At 61.2% G+C, this 18330-nt stretch carries 16 protein-coding genes and 1 pseudogene; 9 read left to right on the forward strand and 8 right to left on the reverse strand.

All coding sequences use genetic code 11. From position 1 onward, the window contains the following. Positions 1-109: pseudogene (locus VGH41_RS09050) on the forward strand (MgtC/SapB family protein); the annotation flags it as partial. Then, positions 109-372, forward strand: coding sequence for a hypothetical protein (locus tag VGH41_RS09055; RefSeq protein ID WP_331597046.1), 264 nt, complete (start codon positions 109-111; stop codon positions 370-372). The pseudogene VGH41_RS09050 and the gene VGH41_RS09055, both read left to right, overlap by 1 nt. 311 nt (positions 373-683) lie before the next feature. Here VGH41_RS09055 and VGH41_RS09060 read toward each other — a convergent pair whose 3' ends face one another. From VGH41_RS09060 to VGH41_RS09070, 3 genes are all read right to left on the reverse strand, one after another. Then, the gene (locus VGH41_RS09060) at positions 684-1172 is read right to left on the reverse strand and encodes a hypothetical protein (RefSeq protein ID WP_331597047.1); all 489 of its coding nucleotides are present in this window, start codon (positions 1170-1172) and stop codon (positions 684-686) included. 507 nt (positions 1173-1679) lie between these two features. Further along, positions 1680-3236 (reverse strand): methyl-accepting chemotaxis protein, encoded by a 1557-nt coding sequence (locus VGH41_RS09065; protein ID WP_331597048.1) that lies wholly within the window; start codon positions 3234-3236, stop codon positions 1680-1682. 266 nt (positions 3237-3502) lie between these two features. Continuing rightward, positions 3503-4210, reverse strand: coding sequence for a Crp/Fnr family transcriptional regulator (locus VGH41_RS09070; protein WP_331597049.1), 708 nt, complete (start codon positions 4208-4210; stop codon positions 3503-3505). Positions 4211-4411: 201 nt separating this feature from the next. On the opposite strand from VGH41_RS09070, the gene VGH41_RS09075 reads away from it, so the two are divergent. Together VGH41_RS09075 and VGH41_RS09080 are read left to right on the forward strand one after the other, a co-directional pair. Then, a complete protein-coding gene (locus VGH41_RS09075; RefSeq protein WP_331597050.1) occupies positions 4412-5179 on the forward strand; it encodes a class II aldolase/adducin family protein in 768 nt (255 codons plus the stop codon). A 144-nt stretch (positions 5180-5323) separates the two neighbouring features. After that, positions 5324-6346: a 2-dehydropantoate 2-reductase gene (locus VGH41_RS09080; protein ID WP_331597051.1), complete on the forward strand. Its 1023-nt coding sequence runs from the start codon at positions 5324-5326 to the stop codon at positions 6344-6346. Positions 6347-6430: 84 nt separating this feature from the next. Here the strand turns inward: VGH41_RS09080 and VGH41_RS09085 are convergent, their stop codons facing one another. Next, entirely contained in the window at positions 6431-7390 is a 960-nt protein-coding gene (locus VGH41_RS09085) for a GlxA family transcriptional regulator (RefSeq protein ID WP_331597052.1), read from the reverse strand. 108 nt (positions 7391-7498) lie between these two features. Between VGH41_RS09085 and VGH41_RS09090 the strand changes: the two genes are divergently transcribed. The 5 genes from VGH41_RS09090 to VGH41_RS09110 all read left to right on the forward strand — a co-directional run bounded on the left by VGH41_RS09090 (position 7499) and on the right by VGH41_RS09110 (position 11574). After that, positions 7499-7804, forward strand: coding sequence for an antibiotic biosynthesis monooxygenase (locus VGH41_RS09090; RefSeq protein WP_331597053.1), 306 nt, complete (start codon positions 7499-7501; stop codon positions 7802-7804). 126 nt (positions 7805-7930) lie between these two features. Then, positions 7931-8545, forward strand: coding sequence for a hypothetical protein (locus VGH41_RS09095; protein ID WP_331597054.1), 615 nt, complete (start codon positions 7931-7933; stop codon positions 8543-8545). A gap of 175 nt (positions 8546-8720) precedes the next feature. Further along, on the forward strand, positions 8721-9026 hold the full coding sequence (locus VGH41_RS09100) for a HigA family addiction module antitoxin (protein ID WP_331597055.1): 306 nt from the start codon (positions 8721-8723) through the stop codon (positions 9024-9026). A gap of 219 nt (positions 9027-9245) precedes the next feature. Further along, entirely contained in the window at positions 9246-10451 is a 1206-nt protein-coding gene (locus tag VGH41_RS09105; RefSeq protein ID WP_331597056.1) for an MFS transporter, read from the forward strand. Between the two features lie 127 nt (positions 10452-10578). Beyond that, positions 10579-11574 carry an aldo/keto reductase gene (locus tag VGH41_RS09110; protein WP_331597057.1) on the forward strand — a complete coding sequence of 332 codons (996 nt, stop codon included), beginning with the start codon at positions 10579-10581 and terminating at the stop codon, positions 11572-11574. Between the two features lie 66 nt (positions 11575-11640). Here the strand turns inward: VGH41_RS09110 and VGH41_RS09115 are convergent, their stop codons facing one another. The 4 genes from VGH41_RS09115 to VGH41_RS09130 form a co-directional block, all read right to left on the reverse strand. Next, positions 11641-12396: an ROK family protein gene (locus VGH41_RS09115; RefSeq protein WP_331597104.1), complete on the reverse strand. Its 756-nt coding sequence runs from the start codon at positions 12394-12396 to the stop codon at positions 11641-11643. A gap of 100 nt (positions 12397-12496) precedes the next feature. Further along, positions 12497-14095 (reverse strand): glucose-6-phosphate dehydrogenase, encoded by a 1599-nt coding sequence (zwf, locus tag VGH41_RS09120; protein ID WP_331597058.1) that lies wholly within the window; start codon positions 14093-14095, stop codon positions 12497-12499. 160 nt (positions 14096-14255) lie between these two features. Next, positions 14256-16979 carry an MGH1-like glycoside hydrolase domain-containing protein gene (locus VGH41_RS09125; RefSeq protein ID WP_331597059.1) on the reverse strand — a complete coding sequence of 908 codons (2724 nt, stop codon included), beginning with the start codon at positions 16977-16979 and terminating at the stop codon, positions 14256-14258. A gap of 110 nt (positions 16980-17089) precedes the next feature. Beyond that, the gene (locus tag VGH41_RS09130) at positions 17090-18325 is read right to left on the reverse strand and encodes an AAA family ATPase (protein WP_331597060.1); all 1236 of its coding nucleotides are present in this window, start codon (positions 18323-18325) and stop codon (positions 17090-17092) included. Positions 18326-18330 lie beyond the last annotated feature (5 nt).

Here is an 18330-nt window from a genome sequence, read left to right on the forward strand (position 1 = left end):
ATCGTTGATCGCGCTGTTATCAGCGCACGGATTTGCCGATGTGTTGGGTGAGAAGAGCGTAGCGCTCAATCCTTCCCGGATTGCCGCCCAGGTGGACAGGGCAATCGGATGAGCCGCACTTATCACTATCACGGATTCGACATTGAGGTGGCCGTTGAGACTGACTTCAGTTGGAAGGCCGGACCCAAGGCAACAACCAGCGTCGGCTTTGTGGCGGTCGTGAGGATCAGCAAGGCCGGTGCCTCTGTTGCCGTGTTCTCCCCGCTCCGTTTTGGCGAATCCCAAGGCAAGCCATTTCTCAGTGAAGCCGACGCGCTCATGGGCGGCTATAGTGCGGGACGACGTATTGTCGATGACTTGCTCAATTCGTAACCCTGTGCCCTGATGCCTATGCACGGCAGGAAACCTCCCAGCCATTTATCCGATTCTCCAACGCTCTAAATGGCTGGCATGACGCAATGATCGGCCATTCGGTGGCGCCGGACGACTGTCCCTTCATGGCCGAGTGTCGCCTCATGCGAAATGCATATTTAGCTCGAACCTCACAAGCCGGCTATCGGCGGCACGCGACCCAAACCTGTCCGTCGGTTGAGGGTCGTTCGGCTCCCGATCGGAAAACGGTCCAATCGCCGCCATTTACGGACGGTCGCAAGCCCAAATTTGAAGCGCGGAGGGCGTCAGGTTCAAATGAGATCTTGTTCGAAATGACCAAAAGCGGCTCGCTCAAGCGGCTCCCATTTGAAGGCCCGCCCGACCGTGATGTGCGCACGCTTCGAGAGGGACGACCGAAACAAGGCGTCTCCCTCAAGTACGCAGTCGTCTGCAAGCTGTCTGAGCGGATCCATGTACCCGAGCCGGCGCACGCTCCATTCTACGTGCTCGCGGGAAAGATCTGTCTTGCGCAGGGCGCAGAGATGTGCAAGCAATACCCGGTGATAGCCATACTCGACATGCGCGAAGATTAAGCCGCTCGCCTTGTGGTAGAGAAAATCGCCGGTCGCCCCCGTACGTACGTCGTCTAACGCGTCCGCCAAGTGCTCCGCATAGTCGAAGCGGATAAGCCGCCAGAGATAACGCTGAAGCGACGTCTCTATGGCCGGCTGCGGTATCTCCGTGAAAGCCGACAAAAGCAGACGAGTAAGCTCGGGCGTACTGCCCATGTCGTACCGCATACGTCATCCTCCAAATGATTTGGCAGAGGCACCAACCTTATCCGTTCGCAGACCTCAGTAGTCTTGAGTCGGATGGAGTGACGACCCTGGGCGGGGCAACATCAGATGGAACAGACGGATTGCCTCCGCATGGTTGGAGCTGACTCGCACCTGCCGATCCCTCCGTTGCCGCATGGATACAAGTCGCAGAATCGCTGAAAGCGCCTTTCCAATACACGCGCGGCTCTCTCAAGTCGAAAAAGCGTCACGCTGTCCCCGCACTGAATACGCTCGCACAAATTTGCGAATACCCGTTTTGAGCGTTGGAGGCGACGGTACGCGGAGCGGCCTAATTCAAGCTTGTCTGTCATGTTTATCGTCTTCGATGGCTAATGATGCCATTGAAGGATAAGGCTTAAGTAAATGATGTCAACAAGCGGCGACATCAACCGTCGAATACGATATCCAACAGACGACCGCGCTACCTCATGGGGCGTTTTTTTGCTTGCCGGAATGGGTGGAGCCGCGCTACGCCGCGCAAGCTGTGTGGCGGGCTGCGTGGCGGGCTAGGATCAGCCGTTTTACGTCGCGCCAAGACTGGTATAGCTTTGCGACCAACATTCGAATAATGGTCTGGAACGCGATGCCTTCGATGATGCCCGTGATATCCGCGATGCGGCTCGAGCTCTGGCTGATGTCGCTCATCGTATCGACCACTCGCTCCACCACGTCGTTACTGCGGCGCGCCACCGCCGACGCGTTGGCCGCCAGTGAGCTGGCATGCCGCGCGCTCTCGGCGTTCTGTTTGACGGCGGCGGTCAGCTCTTCCATGCTGGCCGCCGTTTCCTCGAGGGCGGCCGCCTGTTGTTCGGTACGCGCGGACAGATCCGCGTTGCCCGCCGAAATCTCGCCAGTGGCCACGCGCAACGACTCGCTGTTGGCGCGCACGTCCAGCAGCACGCCGTTGAGCTTTTCGACGAAGGCGTTGAACTGCGCGGCCAGTACGCCTACCTCGTCCTCGCTCGTGACCGGCAAACGCTGGGTCAGATCGCCGTCGCCGGAAGCAATGTCCTGCATGCCGTTCGATACCTGCCGCAACGGTGCGGTCAGCCGTCGGCCGAGCGCCGTGGTCAACACCAGCGCCATCACGAGCGCAAGCAGGCCCGCCCCGACCAGGATCGCGCTCAGGCGATTGGCCGACGCCATCATCTCCGTATGGGGAATCAGTCCGATGTATTTCCAGCCGAGTTGCGGTGACGTGTAGATCACGCTGTCGAAGCGCTTGCCGTCGATGACGACCGAGTGCGTTCCGTTGTCGAGTCCGGCGAGTTCCGCGTAGCCATCGCCGAGATCCTTGAGCGGCTTGAAGCTGTGAGCAGGCTCGCGCGGATCGACCAGCACGGTGCCGCTATCTTCGACGACCATCAGATATCCGGTCTCGCCAAAGCGCACCTGTTCGATCGATTTCGCAAAGCCGTCCAGCGAGATATCCATCCCGAGCACGCCGAGCGGCTTGCCCTGGGCATCATGAACCGTACGCACGAAGCTGATGATGACGTTCTTGTCGCCCCCCGAGTTGGCATAGGCAGCGGTGCGGTGGACCTCGCCCGCAGCCTGCATGCCCTGCGTGAACCACGGACGTTCTCGCGGATCGTAATGATCGCTCGTGAACTTGCCCTTAGGCCACTGCACGTAGCCGCCCCACTTGGTGCCGACATACACGTATTGCAGATCCGGATGACTATCGCCGAAGCGCTGCAACTCGTGGAAGATGTCGGTTTCCGCGCCGCCGTTGGTGTCCGGCGTCATCTGGCCGCCGTGCGTCAGATAGTTCGTCAGCGACTCGTTGGCCGATTGAACCACCGGCGCGTCGGCGAGAAACGTGACGTTGTCGTGGATCCGCTTGAAAGTGTCCCGCAGACTCGCATCGATCTGGCGAATCTGCCCGTTGCTTGCGTCATTGAAGCTGTCGACTGCCTCGCGGCGCACGTTGAGCGTCGCGAAGACCGTGATGGCGAGAATCGTGGCCGCGAGCGCTGCGCCAAAAATAAGGCTTAATTTGACTGCAATGGATTGTAGGTTCACTCGCGTGGCTCTGTGCGTGAAGTGTTGACTTGCAATTGAACTGGGACGTGCCGACCGTCAATGCGGCTGGCAGTGGCACTGCTGACCGTCTATTACGGCCAGCTGAATGCGTTTTGTAGGCAAGTCAATTTTTACAATTGCATCGTTCCCTGCGAACCGGCGTGTTCGCGCGGTGCCGGGCAATTGTCTGCACAAAGGGGGCTAACCCGGGACCATGCTCACTACGCGTTCCGGATGCGTCATTCACTGACGAAACGGCGTGACGGTCATGCGTCGGGCTCGCCGAGGCTGGCTGCGCGCAGCCGGTCAAAATCCAGAATGGCAATTTCTCCGGATTTCAGGCTGACTATCCGCTGATTTTCGAGGTTCCTGAGCAACTGGTTCGTGGTCTGTCGCGACAGCGCGACCATTGAAGCGAGGCTGTCTTGCGAGAGCCTGATTCTGCTCTGCGCAGCATTCAGACCGCTATAGCCGCCGGCGATCATCAGCAAACGGTTCGCTACGCGTTGCGCCGCTGGCAACAATGCGATGGCTTCGCTGTTCTCGAACGAAACCCGCAGCCTTTGCGCCATCAGCAACGCGAAGTTGCGCCAATAACGAGGCGTGGAATCGAGCAGCTCTTGCAGCGCGGCTTCAGGCACATGCAGCAACAGCGTTCTGCTGACGGCAGTGGCGTCGTTGGGGCGTGGCAGCCCGTCGAACAGCGAGATTTCCCCCACCCATGCAGTCGGTCCGAGCACGGCCAGCAAGGCCTCCTTGCCATCCATCCCGACGGTGCCGAAAGCGAGTGCGCCGCCCAGCACGGCATACAGGCCATAAGACTGCTCGCCGCGCCGATATAGATATTGGCCCTTCTCCAGCGTGACCAGATTGGCATGGCAGATCAGGTAGTCGCGCAGTTCGACGGGCAGGCCCCGAAACCACGAGGTCGTTTCGAGTTGTAACCGGTAGCGATTCAGGCTGCTGGATTCCATTGGCGCGTCGACCTGTCGTGTATCTGACAGATTTTAGGCGGGTTCGCGAACATCATGGGGACTCGCATCGGACGACGCAATGACGTTGATCCTTGCGACAGGCGTTGCACCGCAAGGACCGAATGGGCGATTTCGCAGGGTGCTGTCCAGCGTTGTTCCGGGTTATTTCATTACTTGAACCATCGAATAAGGAGTGTCGACATGGCCTCATCTGCTGTCAGTCTGAAGAACGACGTTTCGGCCGCCGAATGGGAAGCGCGCGTCAATCTCGCGGCGACCTACCGTCTCACGGCGCTGTTTGGGTGGGACGATCTGGTGTTTACCCACATCTCGGCGCGCGTGCCCGGCCCCGAACACCATTTCCTGATCAACCCGTACGGCATGATGTTCGACGAGATCACCGCGTCTTCGCTGGTCAAGATCGACCTCGACGGCCGCAAGGTTTCCGAATCCCCGTATGACGTCAATCCGGCTGGCTTCACCATCCATAGCGCCGTGCATGCGGCCCGCGAAGACGCCCTTTGCGTGATGCACACTCACTCGGTCAACGGCACCGCCGTGTCGGCGCAGGAAGCGGGCTTGCTGCCGCTCTCCCAGCAGTCGCTGGGTGTGTTGGCGTCGCTCGGCTACCACGACTACGAGGGCATCGCCCTCAATGAAGCCGAGAAGCCTCGTCTCGTTCAAGACCTCGGCACCAACACTTATCTGATGCTGCGCAACCATGGCCTGCTGACAGTCGGCGCAACGCCGGCCGACGCCTTCGTCGCCATGTACTTCTTTGAAGCGTCTTGCATGATTCAGGTGCGTGCCCAGTCGGGTGGCGCAAAGCTGACCTCGATCGCACAACCGCTGCTCGACGGCATCAAGGATCAGATCAAGGTGGCTACACGCGGCGTCACGCCGGGCGCGCTAGTGTGGCCCGGATTGCTGCGTCGGCTCGACCGTCGTAACCCGGGATATGCTGACTGATGACTCACGCGGTCCGTTCGCACACCGCACTGCGTCTGATGACATGTGCTGCGCGAACGGCTTAAGCGTGTATCAGGCGTCATGGGCCGCGCTTGCCGATTCGACGCAGCGCGGATGTAATGGGTAGGTCACGTGAGAACCTGTATGGCAAAAATCTATATCTACGGCGCCGGCTCGATTGGTTGCTACGTCGGCGGACGGCTTCTTGCCGGGGGTAGCGACGTCAGTTTCATTGGACGTGCACGCGTGGCCGACCAGTTGCGCAATCAAGGCATCACGCTGTCGCGCCACGACGATAGCCGCTGGCATGTGCCGCGAGAGCGGACCGACGTGTCGACGGATGCTGCCAGCGCTGCAGCCGCCGACCTCGTGCTCGTCACCGTCAAGTCTGCCGCGACGCCCACAGCCGCGGCGGAACTGGCGAACGTGCTGCGCCCCGGTACGGTTGTGGTGAGCTTTCAGAACGGCATTGGCAATGCGGACGTGCTGCGCGCCGCGCTGCCCCAACACACGGTACTGGAAGGGATGGTGCCGTTCAATGTCGTCGAACGCGGCCCTGGCGCATTTCATCAGGGTTCGGGCGGCGAGCTGGAGATCAGGCATGCGCCGGCCATGCAGGCGTTCGTCGACGAGTTCAGGAAAGCGGGGCTGCCGCTGATTCAGCACGCCGATATGTTGCCGGTGCAGTGGGCGAAGCTGCTGCTCAATCTCAACAATGCCATCAACGCGCTAGCGAACCGTCCTTTGAAAGAGGAACTCTCGCAACGCGCTTACCGGCGCTGTCTCGCCATGGCACAGAAAGAAGCGCTCGCGCTTCTGAAGCAGGCGGGCATACGGCCAGTCAAGGTGACGCCGCTGCCCACCTCCTGGATACCGCATGTTCTGAGCGTGCCCGATGCGTTATTCGAACGGCTCGGCCGCGCGATGCTGACGATCGATCCACTCGCGCGCTCGTCGATGTCCGACGACCTCGCCGCAGGGCGCGCCACGGAAGTCGACTGGATCAACGGCGAGGTCGTGCGCCTCGCCCAACGCCTTGGGCGAGGCGCACCGGTCAACGCACGGCTCTGCGAGCTCGTGCACGACGCCGAGCGAGCCAACGTGCGGCCTTCGTGGTCGGGCGACGCACTGCTGGCCGAGATGCGGGCCGCAGCCGGTGCTGCTTAGGTGCTGCTTAGGTGCTGCTTAGGTGCTGCTTAGGGGTCGTTTATGTGCCGCCTGGAAGCTGTCCGACTCTACCCAAAAGCCGGTTCACGACGACCGCAGCTCACGGACTCCCTTGCCGATCCGGCGCCGCAGCAAGGTTCGTAATGTGACGCCGTCCGCATAGCCGACCTGCTCGGCAATACGATCGACGGTGAGCTTGCTCGTCTTGAGCAGATGGACGGCGCGCTCGATCCGCAAATCCTGGATGTACTCGACGGGCGTCTTGCCCAGCACCTCGTTAAGGCGGCGCGTCAACGTCCGCTTGCTGGTTGCCAGGGCATCGGCGGCGGCATCGAGCGTGATTGCCGCGTCGAGATGTTCCCGCACCCAGCGGTCGAACCGCTCGACGAGCGGGTCCGAGTGGGACAGGTGATCGGAGATCGCATAAGCAGACTGGGACAGCCGCGCGTCGAATACGAGGTACCTGGCCACCAGCGCCGCAAGCTCGGGACTGTTATTGCGGATCAACCAGAGTGCAAGATCGAGGTGGCTCAAGGCCGCGCCTGCCGTCAACACACTGCCGCTGGGAACGACAATGCGATGCGCGTCCAGGTGCACCTTCGGGTAACGCTGCCGGAACAGCGGCGAGAGCCACCAGGTGGTGGTGGCTTCGCCCCCGTCGAGCAAGCCGCTTTCAGCCAGCACGAAGGTGCCCGTACAGGCGGCCGCAATGCGGGCGCCGCCACTGCGCCACGCGCGCAAAGCAGCGAGTGCATCGACCACATCGTCCCGTCCGAGCACAGGCACGAGCGCCTCGGCCGTGGTGCGGTTGAGTGCCGGCAGGACGACCCAATCCGGGGCCGGCGCGCCCGTCATATCGCGTACGGGCACTTGCATGCCAAGCTGGGTATGCACCTGCGGCCGCATCCCCGCCACGGTGATGTCGAAGCCCGCTGACCTCATGCCCGTCGCACAAGCAAGACTGTTGGCCATCATGAAGGCATCGAGCATGGTGGTGAGACCGCTATCGAACAGTCCCTCGAGCGCGAGCACAAAAATTCGCATGGCCGGATTGATACCAAAATTGTCGATTGGGACAGTATTCTCCGGTGCACTCTGTTTGTACAGTGTCGCTCACCGCGTGAACCCTCACGCGGACACTGGAGAACGAAGATGATCAGCAAGGCGCTATTTGTCCGACTTGAAGCCAAACCAGGAAAGGAGCAGGCAGTAGCAGACTTTCTTGGCGCGGGCCTTGAAATGGCCAGGCGGGAGGTGACCACGCCGATCTGGCTTGCCCTCAAGCTGTCGCCGACGACCTTCGGCATCTTCGACGCTTTTGCGGGTGAAGACGATCGCCATGCACACCTGAGCGGCAACATCGCCCACGCCCTGATGGCGCACGCCGACGACATGCTGGCAAGCCCCCCTTCAATCGAGTCGATCGACGTGCTGGGCATGAAGAATCAGCTCCCCTGAATCGCTCGCGCCCCGTGGCACACCAGGCCTGCCGCCAGCGACATTTCACCGGCAATCGTGGCGTGCACAAATGCCCGGCGTCCCGATTCAATCCCGTTCGTTCCGTTCATGTAGATGGAGTTACTCGTGTCGATTCATTGCAAACCAGGTGTCCTGTTCGCTGCCGTTGTGTTTTCGAGCGCGTGTTTTGCGCAAACGCCCGACGTCAAACCGGAGCGGATTCGCGGCGACATCGTGTCGTTTCAGGGAGAAATGCTGACCGTGCACCGCAACAGCGGCGACAACGTGTCGGTGGACGTCAAGCCGGACCTCGGGGTATCGGCTCTCAAGCCCGCCAGGCTTTCCGACGCCAAAGTCGGTACGTATGTAGGGACACCCGCGCTCATGGGCAGCGACGGGAAATTGACCGCCACTTCGATGATCGTGTTTCCCGACGCGGCACGCGGCACGGCCGAAGGGCATTTCGCTTATGACTTCGGCCCCCAAAGCACGATGACGAATGCGAACGTGGTGTCGGTTGTTACCGGCACCAGCGGACGTGAGCTGAACCTGTCGTACAAGGGTGGCACCAGCACGGTGACCGTGCCGGAAAACGTGCCCGTCGTGACGCCGGTTCCGGCGAGCCGAGCGGACCTGACGGCGGGGAGGAAAGTGTTCCTCGTGGTGACGCGGGGTGCGAGCGGCGTGTATGACGCACACGTGCTGTTCGTCGAAAAGGACGGTGTGGCGCCGCAGTTCTAACGCCTGCTCATGCGGTTGCCGTCAGGATCTTCTTTTCCATTCATTCAATTATCCTAAGCGATTTTCAGATCTCGCCCGCACAGGGGGTACCCGCCGATACGGTCGCCCCCCGGCCTCTATGACAAGCAGCGCTTGTCAGTTGACGAATCTCCCATTCGTCGATATTGTTCAGTCCATGGCCGATCCAGAATTCATCCACCCGGGCGTGACCGTCCGCCAGAACTGCCTTGAGCGGTTCAATTTGTCCGTCACCCAGGGTGCGACGGTTTTGGGCGTCAGTCGCCAGGCTCTAACGAACCTGTTGAGCGGCAAGGCAGGCATCTCACCCGAGATGGCGCTGCGGCTCGACAAGGCGTTCGGCGGCGGCGCTGAAACATGGTTACAAAGGCAAGTGCTTCACGATCTCGCAAAAGCGCGCCTGCGGCTCGACGAACTCAACGTCGTGCCAATGGTCTCCGCGCAGCAGCCGGCGTTGTTCTAGACGCCGGCATCTCGACGATCGGCAAGATCCCGCATCATCCGGTACGACCCGTAAGCAAGCAGCATTGAACCCTCGAGCAATCCGGGGTTCGCTTCGTCTCGCCCTGATTTTTTAGTATCCCTTATTTTTCTATTCGAAATGCTTCGAAGGACTTGTTGCGTCTTGTCGTTGCAGGCGAGACCGCGACGACTCTCAACCCTTTACGACCCGCGAGTGAATATGTCGAGCAATCGCCGCTTTTGTGTTTTCCTCACCGGTAGTTTCTTTGCAAGCTTTGGTGGATGGATCAACTTCCTCGCGATCCTGAACATCGCCACCTATCGGTTCAACGCCACGCCGTTCGACCTGGTGATCCTGAGCGCCGCGTTGCTGCTGCCGCCAATCTTGCTTACGAAGGTCATCAGCGATGTCTGCGGCCGCCACGCAAGCACGCGGGTGCTGGTCGCCGCGCTAGCGGTTACGCTCGGCACGACGGCGGCGTTGCTATGGGTCGGCAACTTCGTTGCCTTCCTCGCCGCAATCGCGGTGAAGTCAGCGGCTTTGGGATTCACCGATCCCTCCGAAACCCGCTATGTCACGACCAGCGTTGCCGAGGCGCAGCAAAGCCGCGCTTTCCGGCTTCTGACGCTGGCGCAAAGCGTCGCCAAGATTGGCGCGCCCGCCGCCGGCGGGCTCGTCGCGGCATGGTCGGGCGACAATCACACGATGCTCGTTTCAATGGTCTTCATCGCCGCCGCGATCGTCCTGATGCTGCTGTCTTCTGTGCGTGCCGAGGCGGCACGCGAACCGGCGCCCGCCGACGAAGTCGCGCCGCGTGTGCGCTATACGGGCCCCGTCATGCCGCTTCTGCTTTGCGTCGGTATTTACTTCGCGCTTGCCGCCGCCATCAACAATCAGTTCCCGCTGATGCTCAAGAACTTCGGCTTCGACAAGTCGGTGCTGGGTATTCTTGTTTCGGTTTCGGCGCTCGGCGGCGTGCTTGCCAGCCTGGTGCCAGTGGCACAAAACGCGCAGCGAGCCGGCGTCGCCGCGCTGGTTGTCCCCGGCCTCGCGACGTGCGGCGTATTCGTCGCCATAGGCGGCATCTTTCAGTTGCCGCTGCGTCCGGCCGAGTGCCTGCTCGCGCTGGCGTTCTTTGCGACCGGTCTGGTCGGCGCGCGCTTTCGCGTCAAATGCAGGTTATTTATTGCGCGGCGCCTGCCGGATCAGGTGGCGAGTGCCAGCGCAGCGCTTCAGTCCGCGGGCATGCTGACGCAGTTCGTTGCGCCTTGCATTGGCGCGGTGCTGACGAGCTGTCTCTCGACGAGCGAAGTGTTCGTGGTGCTGGGACTTGCATGCGCAGCCGGCCTCGCTGGCGTCGCACTGCATTTCGGCAAGCATGAGAATGCGGTGACGCAGACAGCGGTGCCAGCGGTTTCTGACTAAAGGTTTAAGGCTTAAGGTCTAAGGCCTGAGGTTTAAGGTTTAAGGGAGCGCCAGCGAATGTTGTCGATCCGCGTTATGCTTTTTGTCTGACGCATTCGGCATCCCTTCCCTCTCGCGGAGTCCCACCATGCAATACCGTAAGTTTGGCCGCACCGGCCTGAGTGTTTCACGTCTATGTCTTGGCACAATGACGTTCGGCTTACAAACCGAAGAAAGCGTTTCACACAGCATCCTCGACAAAGCGGCAGACGCCGGCGTCAATTTCATCGATACGGCTGACGTCTATCCTCTAGGCGGTACCGAGGATCTGGCCGGCCGTACCGAAGAGATCGTGGGCCGCTGGCTCAAAGGCAAACGCGACCGCTATATCGTTGCGACCAAGGCGGTTGGTAAGGTGGGGCCTTCGCCGTGGGACCAGGGCGCCTCACGCAAGCATCTGCTCGACGCGATCGACACGTCCCTGCGCCGTCTCGGCACCGACTACGTCGATCTGTATCAGTTGCACTCCGACGACCCTGAAACACCGCTCGACGAGACGCTCGAAGCACTCGATATCATTGTGCGATCCGGCAAGGCGCGCTATATCGGTGTGTCGAATTTTCTGGCATATCGTCTGGCACGCGCCCTGGGACGCGCAGATGTACTGCGCGTGGCCCGCTTCGTTTCCGTGCAGCCGCGCTACAACCTGCTGTTTCGTCAGATCGAGCGCGAACTGCTGCCGCTAGCCGGCGAAGAACACCTGGCCGTCATCCCTTACAACCCGCTGGCGGGCGGTTTGCTCACCGGTAAGCACAAGCATGACGCGCAGCCTGCGGCGGGGCGCTTCACCGCGACGGTGGGTAAGGCCGGTGCGATGTATCAGGAGCGCTACTGGCACAAACGCGAATTCGAAACCATCGACAAGCTGCGCGCGATCGCCGGGCAAGCCGGTGCGTCGCTGACGAAGACCTCGGTTGCGTGGGTGCTGGCGAATCCGCTGATCACCTCGGCGATCATTGGTGCAAGCAATCCGGATCAGCTCACGGACACGCTCAGCGCGGTGGATCTGCAGCTCGACGCCGAACTCAAGGCACAGCTCGACGATGCGAGCATCGAGTACCGCTGGGGCGACGCCGCGCGTTAATCGTCAAGTCACCGCCATGCGCAGTATGCGGTTGCACGCACAACCTTCTGCGTGCAACCGCAACCATCACTTGAAAATACCCGTACGTTGCGTGGCATCCGGCAATTGCCGCGTCTCACGCAACGAACGCGGGTGCCAAAGCTTTGCGCCGCCTTCGATGCCGGCGTCGTTGGAAACGATAGCCACATTGGCCGGCAACCTGAACGTCAGACGCGCGCCGTTGCCGCCGCCAATCCACAGCTTGTCGTAATTCACGAGCGAAGCCAGAATGCCGATGATTTTCTCGACGCGGCGATTCCAGCGCTTGTCGCCCGCTTTCATACGCGCCGCGTCGCCAATGTACTCGTCATACGCGCGGTTCTTGCTGACGGGATGATGCGCAAGTTCGAGGTGCGGCATCAATTCGCCGTCGCGGAACAGCGCCGTGCCCGCGCCGGTTCCGAGCGTCAGCACGAATTCGATGCCGTGCCCTTCGATCGCGGCAAAACCCTGCACCTCGGCGTCGTTGATCATGCGCACCGGCAAGCCGCCCAGTCGCGTCGCAAGCGATTCGGCGAGCGGGATATCGTGCCAGCCCTCGTTACCGAAATGCGGCGCGGTGAGCACGCGGTTGTTGCGTACGACGCCTGGAAAACCGATCGAGATTTTTGCCGGCGGATGTTGCGCGATCAGCGGCTCGGCCAGCTTCACGAGCGTGTCGACCAGTTGCTCAGGCGTGCATGGATGCGGCGTGGCGACACGCACTCGCTCGGTGAGCATCTTGCCGTGTGCGTCGATGATCGCGGCCTTCAGGCCCGTGCCGCCGACATCGATTGCCAGAATGTTTTGCGCGTGGGTGCTGGCCGCGGGTTTGCGTGTGCTGCCTGTTTTACCTTTGACGCTGCTCTTGCGTGTGGCCACGTTGGGTCCCCTTGTGTGAGTTTTACTTCTTGCTATCTGCATCCTTTTGCAGCGGTCGCCATGCGTGCCCATCGCGCGCGAGCAACGCATCGGCTTCGGCCGGACCGGCACTGCCCGCCGGATATCCGTGCACCGGCAGCGGATTGCCTTTCGGATGCAGCACGGTGTCCACTGCGGCCCAACTCGTCTCGATGCTATCGGCGCGCTGAAACAGCGTTGCGTCGCCTAGCATGCAGTCGTAAAGCAAGGTCTCGTAGCCGACATTGGGACGTTCCGCGAAAAAGTCGCCGTAGTTGAACGCCGACTGCACCGGGCCGATCTGCATCAAGGGACCTGGCGTTTTCACGTTGAAATCGAAGCTCGTACCGTGCGTCGGATCGATGCGCAAGGTCAGTATGTTCGGCGTCAGCGCATCAACCGGTGTGTCGCGAAAGAGGCGAAACGGCACCGCCTTCAATTGCACCGAAATCTCCGTGCGGCGCGCAGCGAGCCGCTTGCCCGTGCGCAGATAAAACGGCACGCCGGCCCAGCGCCAGTTTTCGATGAACACGCGCGCCGCTGCATACGTTTCCGTCTTGCTGCCAGGCGCCACGTCGGGTTCCTCGAGATAACCCGGCCCCGCCGGACCCTTCTCGTACTGCCCGAATACCACGTCGTCCGGTTTCAACGGCTGGATCGCATCCGAGATGTCGGCCTTCTTGTCACGCACGGCTTCTGCATCGAAGGAATTGGGCGGTTCCATGGCAACCATGCCGAGCAACTGGAACAGGTGATTGGGCAGCATGTCGCGAAACGCGCCGGTCTGCTCGTAGAATTTGCCGCGCCCTTCCACGCCGATGGTTTCCGCCGCGGTAATCTGCACGCATTCGATGTACTCGCGCCGCCACACCGGCTCGAACAGCGCGTTTGCGAAGCGCACCGCGAGAATGCTTTGCACCGTGTCCTTGCCGAGGAAATGGTCGATGCGATAGATCTGCTCTTCTTTCGCGTAGGTCAGGATGTGTTCGTTGAGATCGCGCGCGGACGCGAGGTCGGTGCCGAACGGTTTTTCGATCACGATACGGTGAAAACCCGCGCCACCCTCGCCTTCCTTGAGCAAACCCGCGTGGCCGAGATGCTCGACGATCGGCTTGAAGAAGCGTGAAGTGACGGCGAGATAAAACACCACATTGCCGCCCGGTGCCTTCTCGAGCTTCTGCTTGAGCCGGTTGAAGGTATCGTCGCTTTCGAACTCGCCGGCCATGTATTCGAGGCGTTGCGCAAGCGAGCCCCACGCCTTTTCATCGAGCTTCGAGGTATGAAATGTGCTGGCCTTGTCCGCCGCGAATTGCTGCAACGACTTGAAGAGGTCGTCGCGCCACGCACTCGTTTCGAGCTCACCGTGATTGACGCCGATGATCTTCATCTGCTCGTCGAGCAAGCCGTCGACGGTGAGGTTGTAGAGCGACGGCATCAGCAGGCGTTTGGTCAGATCGCCACCGGCGCCGAAGATCACGAGGGTGCAAGGCGGCGCAGGGTGCTTGCCTGCCGGCGCCGCCGGCGTCGACGAAGACGGTCCGGCATCCAGTTTGGCGCTGGCAGCGGAGGAGCTTGAATCAGGTGCGTTCGGAGTGGTCGACATAGGTTCACTTAACTGAAGGAAGCCAACGGAACGAACATGGCGATACGTAAAAGACCACGCTCGCAGTCACACAGTTCAATCACAGTCGCGAATCGCCTGCACGCAGTGATCCTGTCATGCATCAGATGCGACCACTCCCCCGGATTCTTTCGACGTGCCGCTACTTGGCGGCGAGCGCCATTTCGGTTTCGCCTGCAACCGGCACATTGCCCGCCTCGCCCATTACGCGAGGTTGCAGCAACAACGCAACCAGTCCGGTCCAGCCCGTTTGATGCGAGGCGCCGACCCCGCGCCCGCTGTCGCCATGAAAATACTCGTGGAACAGCACGAGATCGCTCGACCGCGGATCGGCCTGCAGCAACGGGTAGGCACCCATCACCGGGCGGTCTCCGTTGCTGTCCTTGAGAAACAGCGTGGTTGCGCGGTGCGCGAGCTGATCGGCAATTTCGCTTAACGAGAACTTCTTGCCGGAGCCGGTGGGATATTCGACACGAAAATCGTCGCCGTAATAGCGGTGAAATTCGTAGAGCGATTCGATCAGCAGATAGTTGACCGGCATCCATACCGGCCCGCGCCAGTTCGAATTGCCGCCGAATACGCGCGTATCCGATTCGGCCGGCTGATACTTGACGCAAAAGCTGTGGCCGTTATGCGTATAGATGAACGGCTGGTCGCGATGCACTCGCGACAGGGCGCGCACGCCATGATCGGAAAGAAATTCGGCTTCATCCAGCGCCCGCCGTAACAACGCCTTCATTCGATGCCCGCGCAACAGGGACAGCAGCAAATTGTTGCCCTTGCCGGGTTCATTCCAGCGCGATACGAGCTTCGCCAGATCCGGGCGGTGTTCGAGGAACCACATGAGCCGGTCGCGCAATCCCGGCAGCGAACCGTGCAGCCGCTCTTCAAGCACGTGCACCGCAAAGAGTGGAATCAGGCCGACGATCGAGCGCATGCGCAAAGGCTCGCTGGTGCCATCGGGCAGTCTCAGCTTGTCGTAGAAGAACTCGTCGGCGCTGTCCCACAGGCCCGTCTCGCAGCCGTCGTCGCAACTGACTGCCTCGGCGATATACAGGAAGTGCTCGAAAAACTTCACGGCAATATCGACGAACACGTGATTCGCAAACGCCAGTTCCAGCGCGATGCGCATCAGGTCGAGTGCATAAGCCGCCATCCACGCGGTGCCGTCCGCCTGATCGATATGGCCGCCGGTCGGTAACGGCGAGGAGCGGTCGAAGATACCGATGTTGTCGAGTCCAAGGAACCCGCCCTGGAAAATGTTGTGCCCGTCGGCGTCTTTACGGTTCACCCACCATGAAAAATTCAGCAACAGCTTGTGGAACACGAGTTCGAGGAAATCGCGATCGCCTTTGCCCGTGAGCGCCCGGTCGATTTCGTAGACACGCCACGCAGCCCACGCGTGAACCGGCGGATTTGCATCGCCAAAGGCCCATTCGTAAGCAGGCAACTGCCCATTGGGATGCTGATAGCGGTCTTTGACCAGCAGCAGCAACTGACGCTTGGCAAACTGCGGATCGATCAGCGCGAACGCGGCGGCATGAAACGCCAGATCCCACGATGCATACCATGGGTATTCCCACTTATCGGGCATCGACACGATGTCCGCATTGCACAGATGCCGCCAGTCGATATTGCGGCCCCGTTTGCGGCTAGCGGGCGGTGTGGGCTGAGCGGGGTCGCCCTCCAGCCAGCGATGCACGTCGAACTGGTAGTACTGCTTCGACCACAACATGCCGGCGAGCGCCTGACGCTGCACGAGGCGCGCGTCGGGATCGGGCATGTCTTGTTGCAACGCCGCATAAAATGCGTCTGCTTCCGCGATGCGCCGCGCGAACAGTGCGTCCGCATCGAGCGGGGTGTTGTCGGTCACGCACTCGGGCCGCCAGCGCAGATACACCACCGCGCGGCCATGCGGCGCAAGCTCCAGCAGTGCATGCGCGGCAGCCTTGCTGCCCGCGTCGAACCGCACCGCGTGCTGGTCGCCGTTCACGATGTAATCGTTGATGCCGTCCTTGAAGGGACCCGCGCCGTCCATATTGAACAGACGTTTGACGTTGGTGTCGTTCTCGCAAAAGAGCCAGGTGAGCGCAGGCGCGTCTTTCGACCACGCGGTGACGACAATCGGGTCATGTCCCTGCTGATGCCCGACCAGATGCGTTTCGCCGCGCGCCGTTTTCAGGGACAGCGATGGACGGTCTTTGCTGGCCTTCCATGACCAGGTATTGCGCGCCCAGATGTGCGGCAAGACGTTCAGCGTTGCCGCCTGATCCGCGCGGTTTTCGACGCTCACGCGCATCACGATGTCTTCGGGCGTGTGCTTGGCATATTCGACCTGCACGTCGAAATAGCGGTTGTCGTCGAACACGCCGGTATCCAGCACTTCGTACTCCGGCATGTCCGCGCCGCGTTGCGCATTCTCTTCGATCAGATCGGTGTACGGATACGCGTCATGCGGATATTTATACAGCATCCGCATATAGGAATGCGTGGGCGTGCCGTCGACGTAGAAATACAGTTCCTTGACGTCCTCGCCGTGATTGCCCTGGGCGTTGGTGAGGCCGAACAGGCGTTCCTTGAGGATCGGATCGCGGCCATTCCAGAGCGCGAGCGAAACGCACCAGTTCAGTTTGTCGTCGCCGAAGCCGGCTATGCCGTCCTCGCCCCAGCGATACGCGCGGCTGCGTGCCTGATCGTGCGGGAAATGGTCCCATGCGGTGCCGTTTTCGCTGTAATCCTCACGCACCGTGCCCCATTGGCGTTCGCTCAAATAGGGGCCCCAGCGCTGCCAGCGGGCACATTCGCCTGAATGCAGACGACTACCTTCGACCGTATCAAGCAAATTGGCGACACGCAGCGGCGGCATGACCGGGATCCTCGCTCTACCAGGCAGATGGACTCACATCGTACTGCGTTTTGAGCAGAGGGGCGATGAGAGCGCAAAGCGGGTGCGACGAGCGCTGCCCGCGTGCACGCCTAATGCCCGTCCTTGTCCGGCCAATGCCAGGGTGGCTGATCGAGCGGCGCCTGTCCCCACACCAGGGTCTCGGAGAGCTCTTTCGCCAGCACGATCGAATTGCATTCCGGGTCTGCCTCGATTGCAGCGGCAAGGCGCGTTGCATGCGAAATCACCCAGATCTGCGAGTGACGGGATGCGTGAATGATCAGGCGTCCCAATGCAGGCAGCAGGTCCGGATGCAAGCTCGATTCCGGTTCGTTCAGCACCATCAGCGAAGGCGGTCGCGGCGTCATCAAGGCGGCCACCAGCAACAGATAGCGCAGCGTCCCGTCGGACAGTTCCGCGGCGCTCAGAGGCCGCAGCAAACCGTGCTGCTGCAGCGTCAAGGTGAACAGGCCGCCGGCCTCTGCCAGCACTTCGAGTTTCGAACCGGGGAATGCGTCGTCGATGGCGGCGTCGAGCGCTTCGCTGTCGCCCACTTCGCGGATCGTCTGCAGCGCGGCGGCAAGGTCGCGGCCGTCGTGATGCAGCACCGGCGTGCGCGTGCCGAGTTGCGATTGTCGGGCGGGCGCGTCCGCGTCGGTGCGGAAGTGGTCGTAGAAGCGCCAGCCGCGAATGGTCTCGCGCACCTCGAACACTTCAGGACTCTGGCGATCTTTTGCGACGTGCGCGAACAGGCTTTCGTACGCGGGCAAATGTTGCGTCACCACATCCCATTCGCGCCCGATGCGGCGGCGAACCATGGCGCCGTTTCGATCCACCAGCAGATTGGCCGGTCGAAGGAACGGCCCTGCCCAGATACATTCGCGCTTGAATTCGGGGTCAAGGGAGAAAGCCGAAGGTGGATCCGGCGGTGGCTTGCCAGTCGGCGTCAAGCCGAGGCTCACTGCGTAGCCGAAGTCGTCGCCGCTGAATCCGAGTTTGAGGCGTTGACTATGCTGGCGCACCAGCGGCTCGATCGGCGCAAGACCTTCGCGCATGGCGCGTGAAAAAGCCTCCGGTCCGGCCCAGACGACGGACCTGAGACCGCCCTCGCGCGCCAGCGGCGCGATGACGCCGCCTTGCGCCGTCTCAGCCAGCAAGCGAAGGGCGCGATACAGATTCGATTTGCCGCTGCCGTTGGCGCCCGTGATCAGATTGAGCCGCGTCAGTGGAACGACCAGCTTGTTGATGGAGCGATAGTTGCTGATGGCCAGGGTTCGAAGCACTGTGGAATCTCCGTTGGTTTTTTTGGTCGGCAAACAGAGATGCATGTGTA

The sequence above is a fragment of the Paraburkholderia sp. genome (assembly GCF_036488795.1).
GTDB lineage: Bacteria > Pseudomonadota > Gammaproteobacteria > Burkholderiales > Burkholderiaceae > Paraburkholderia.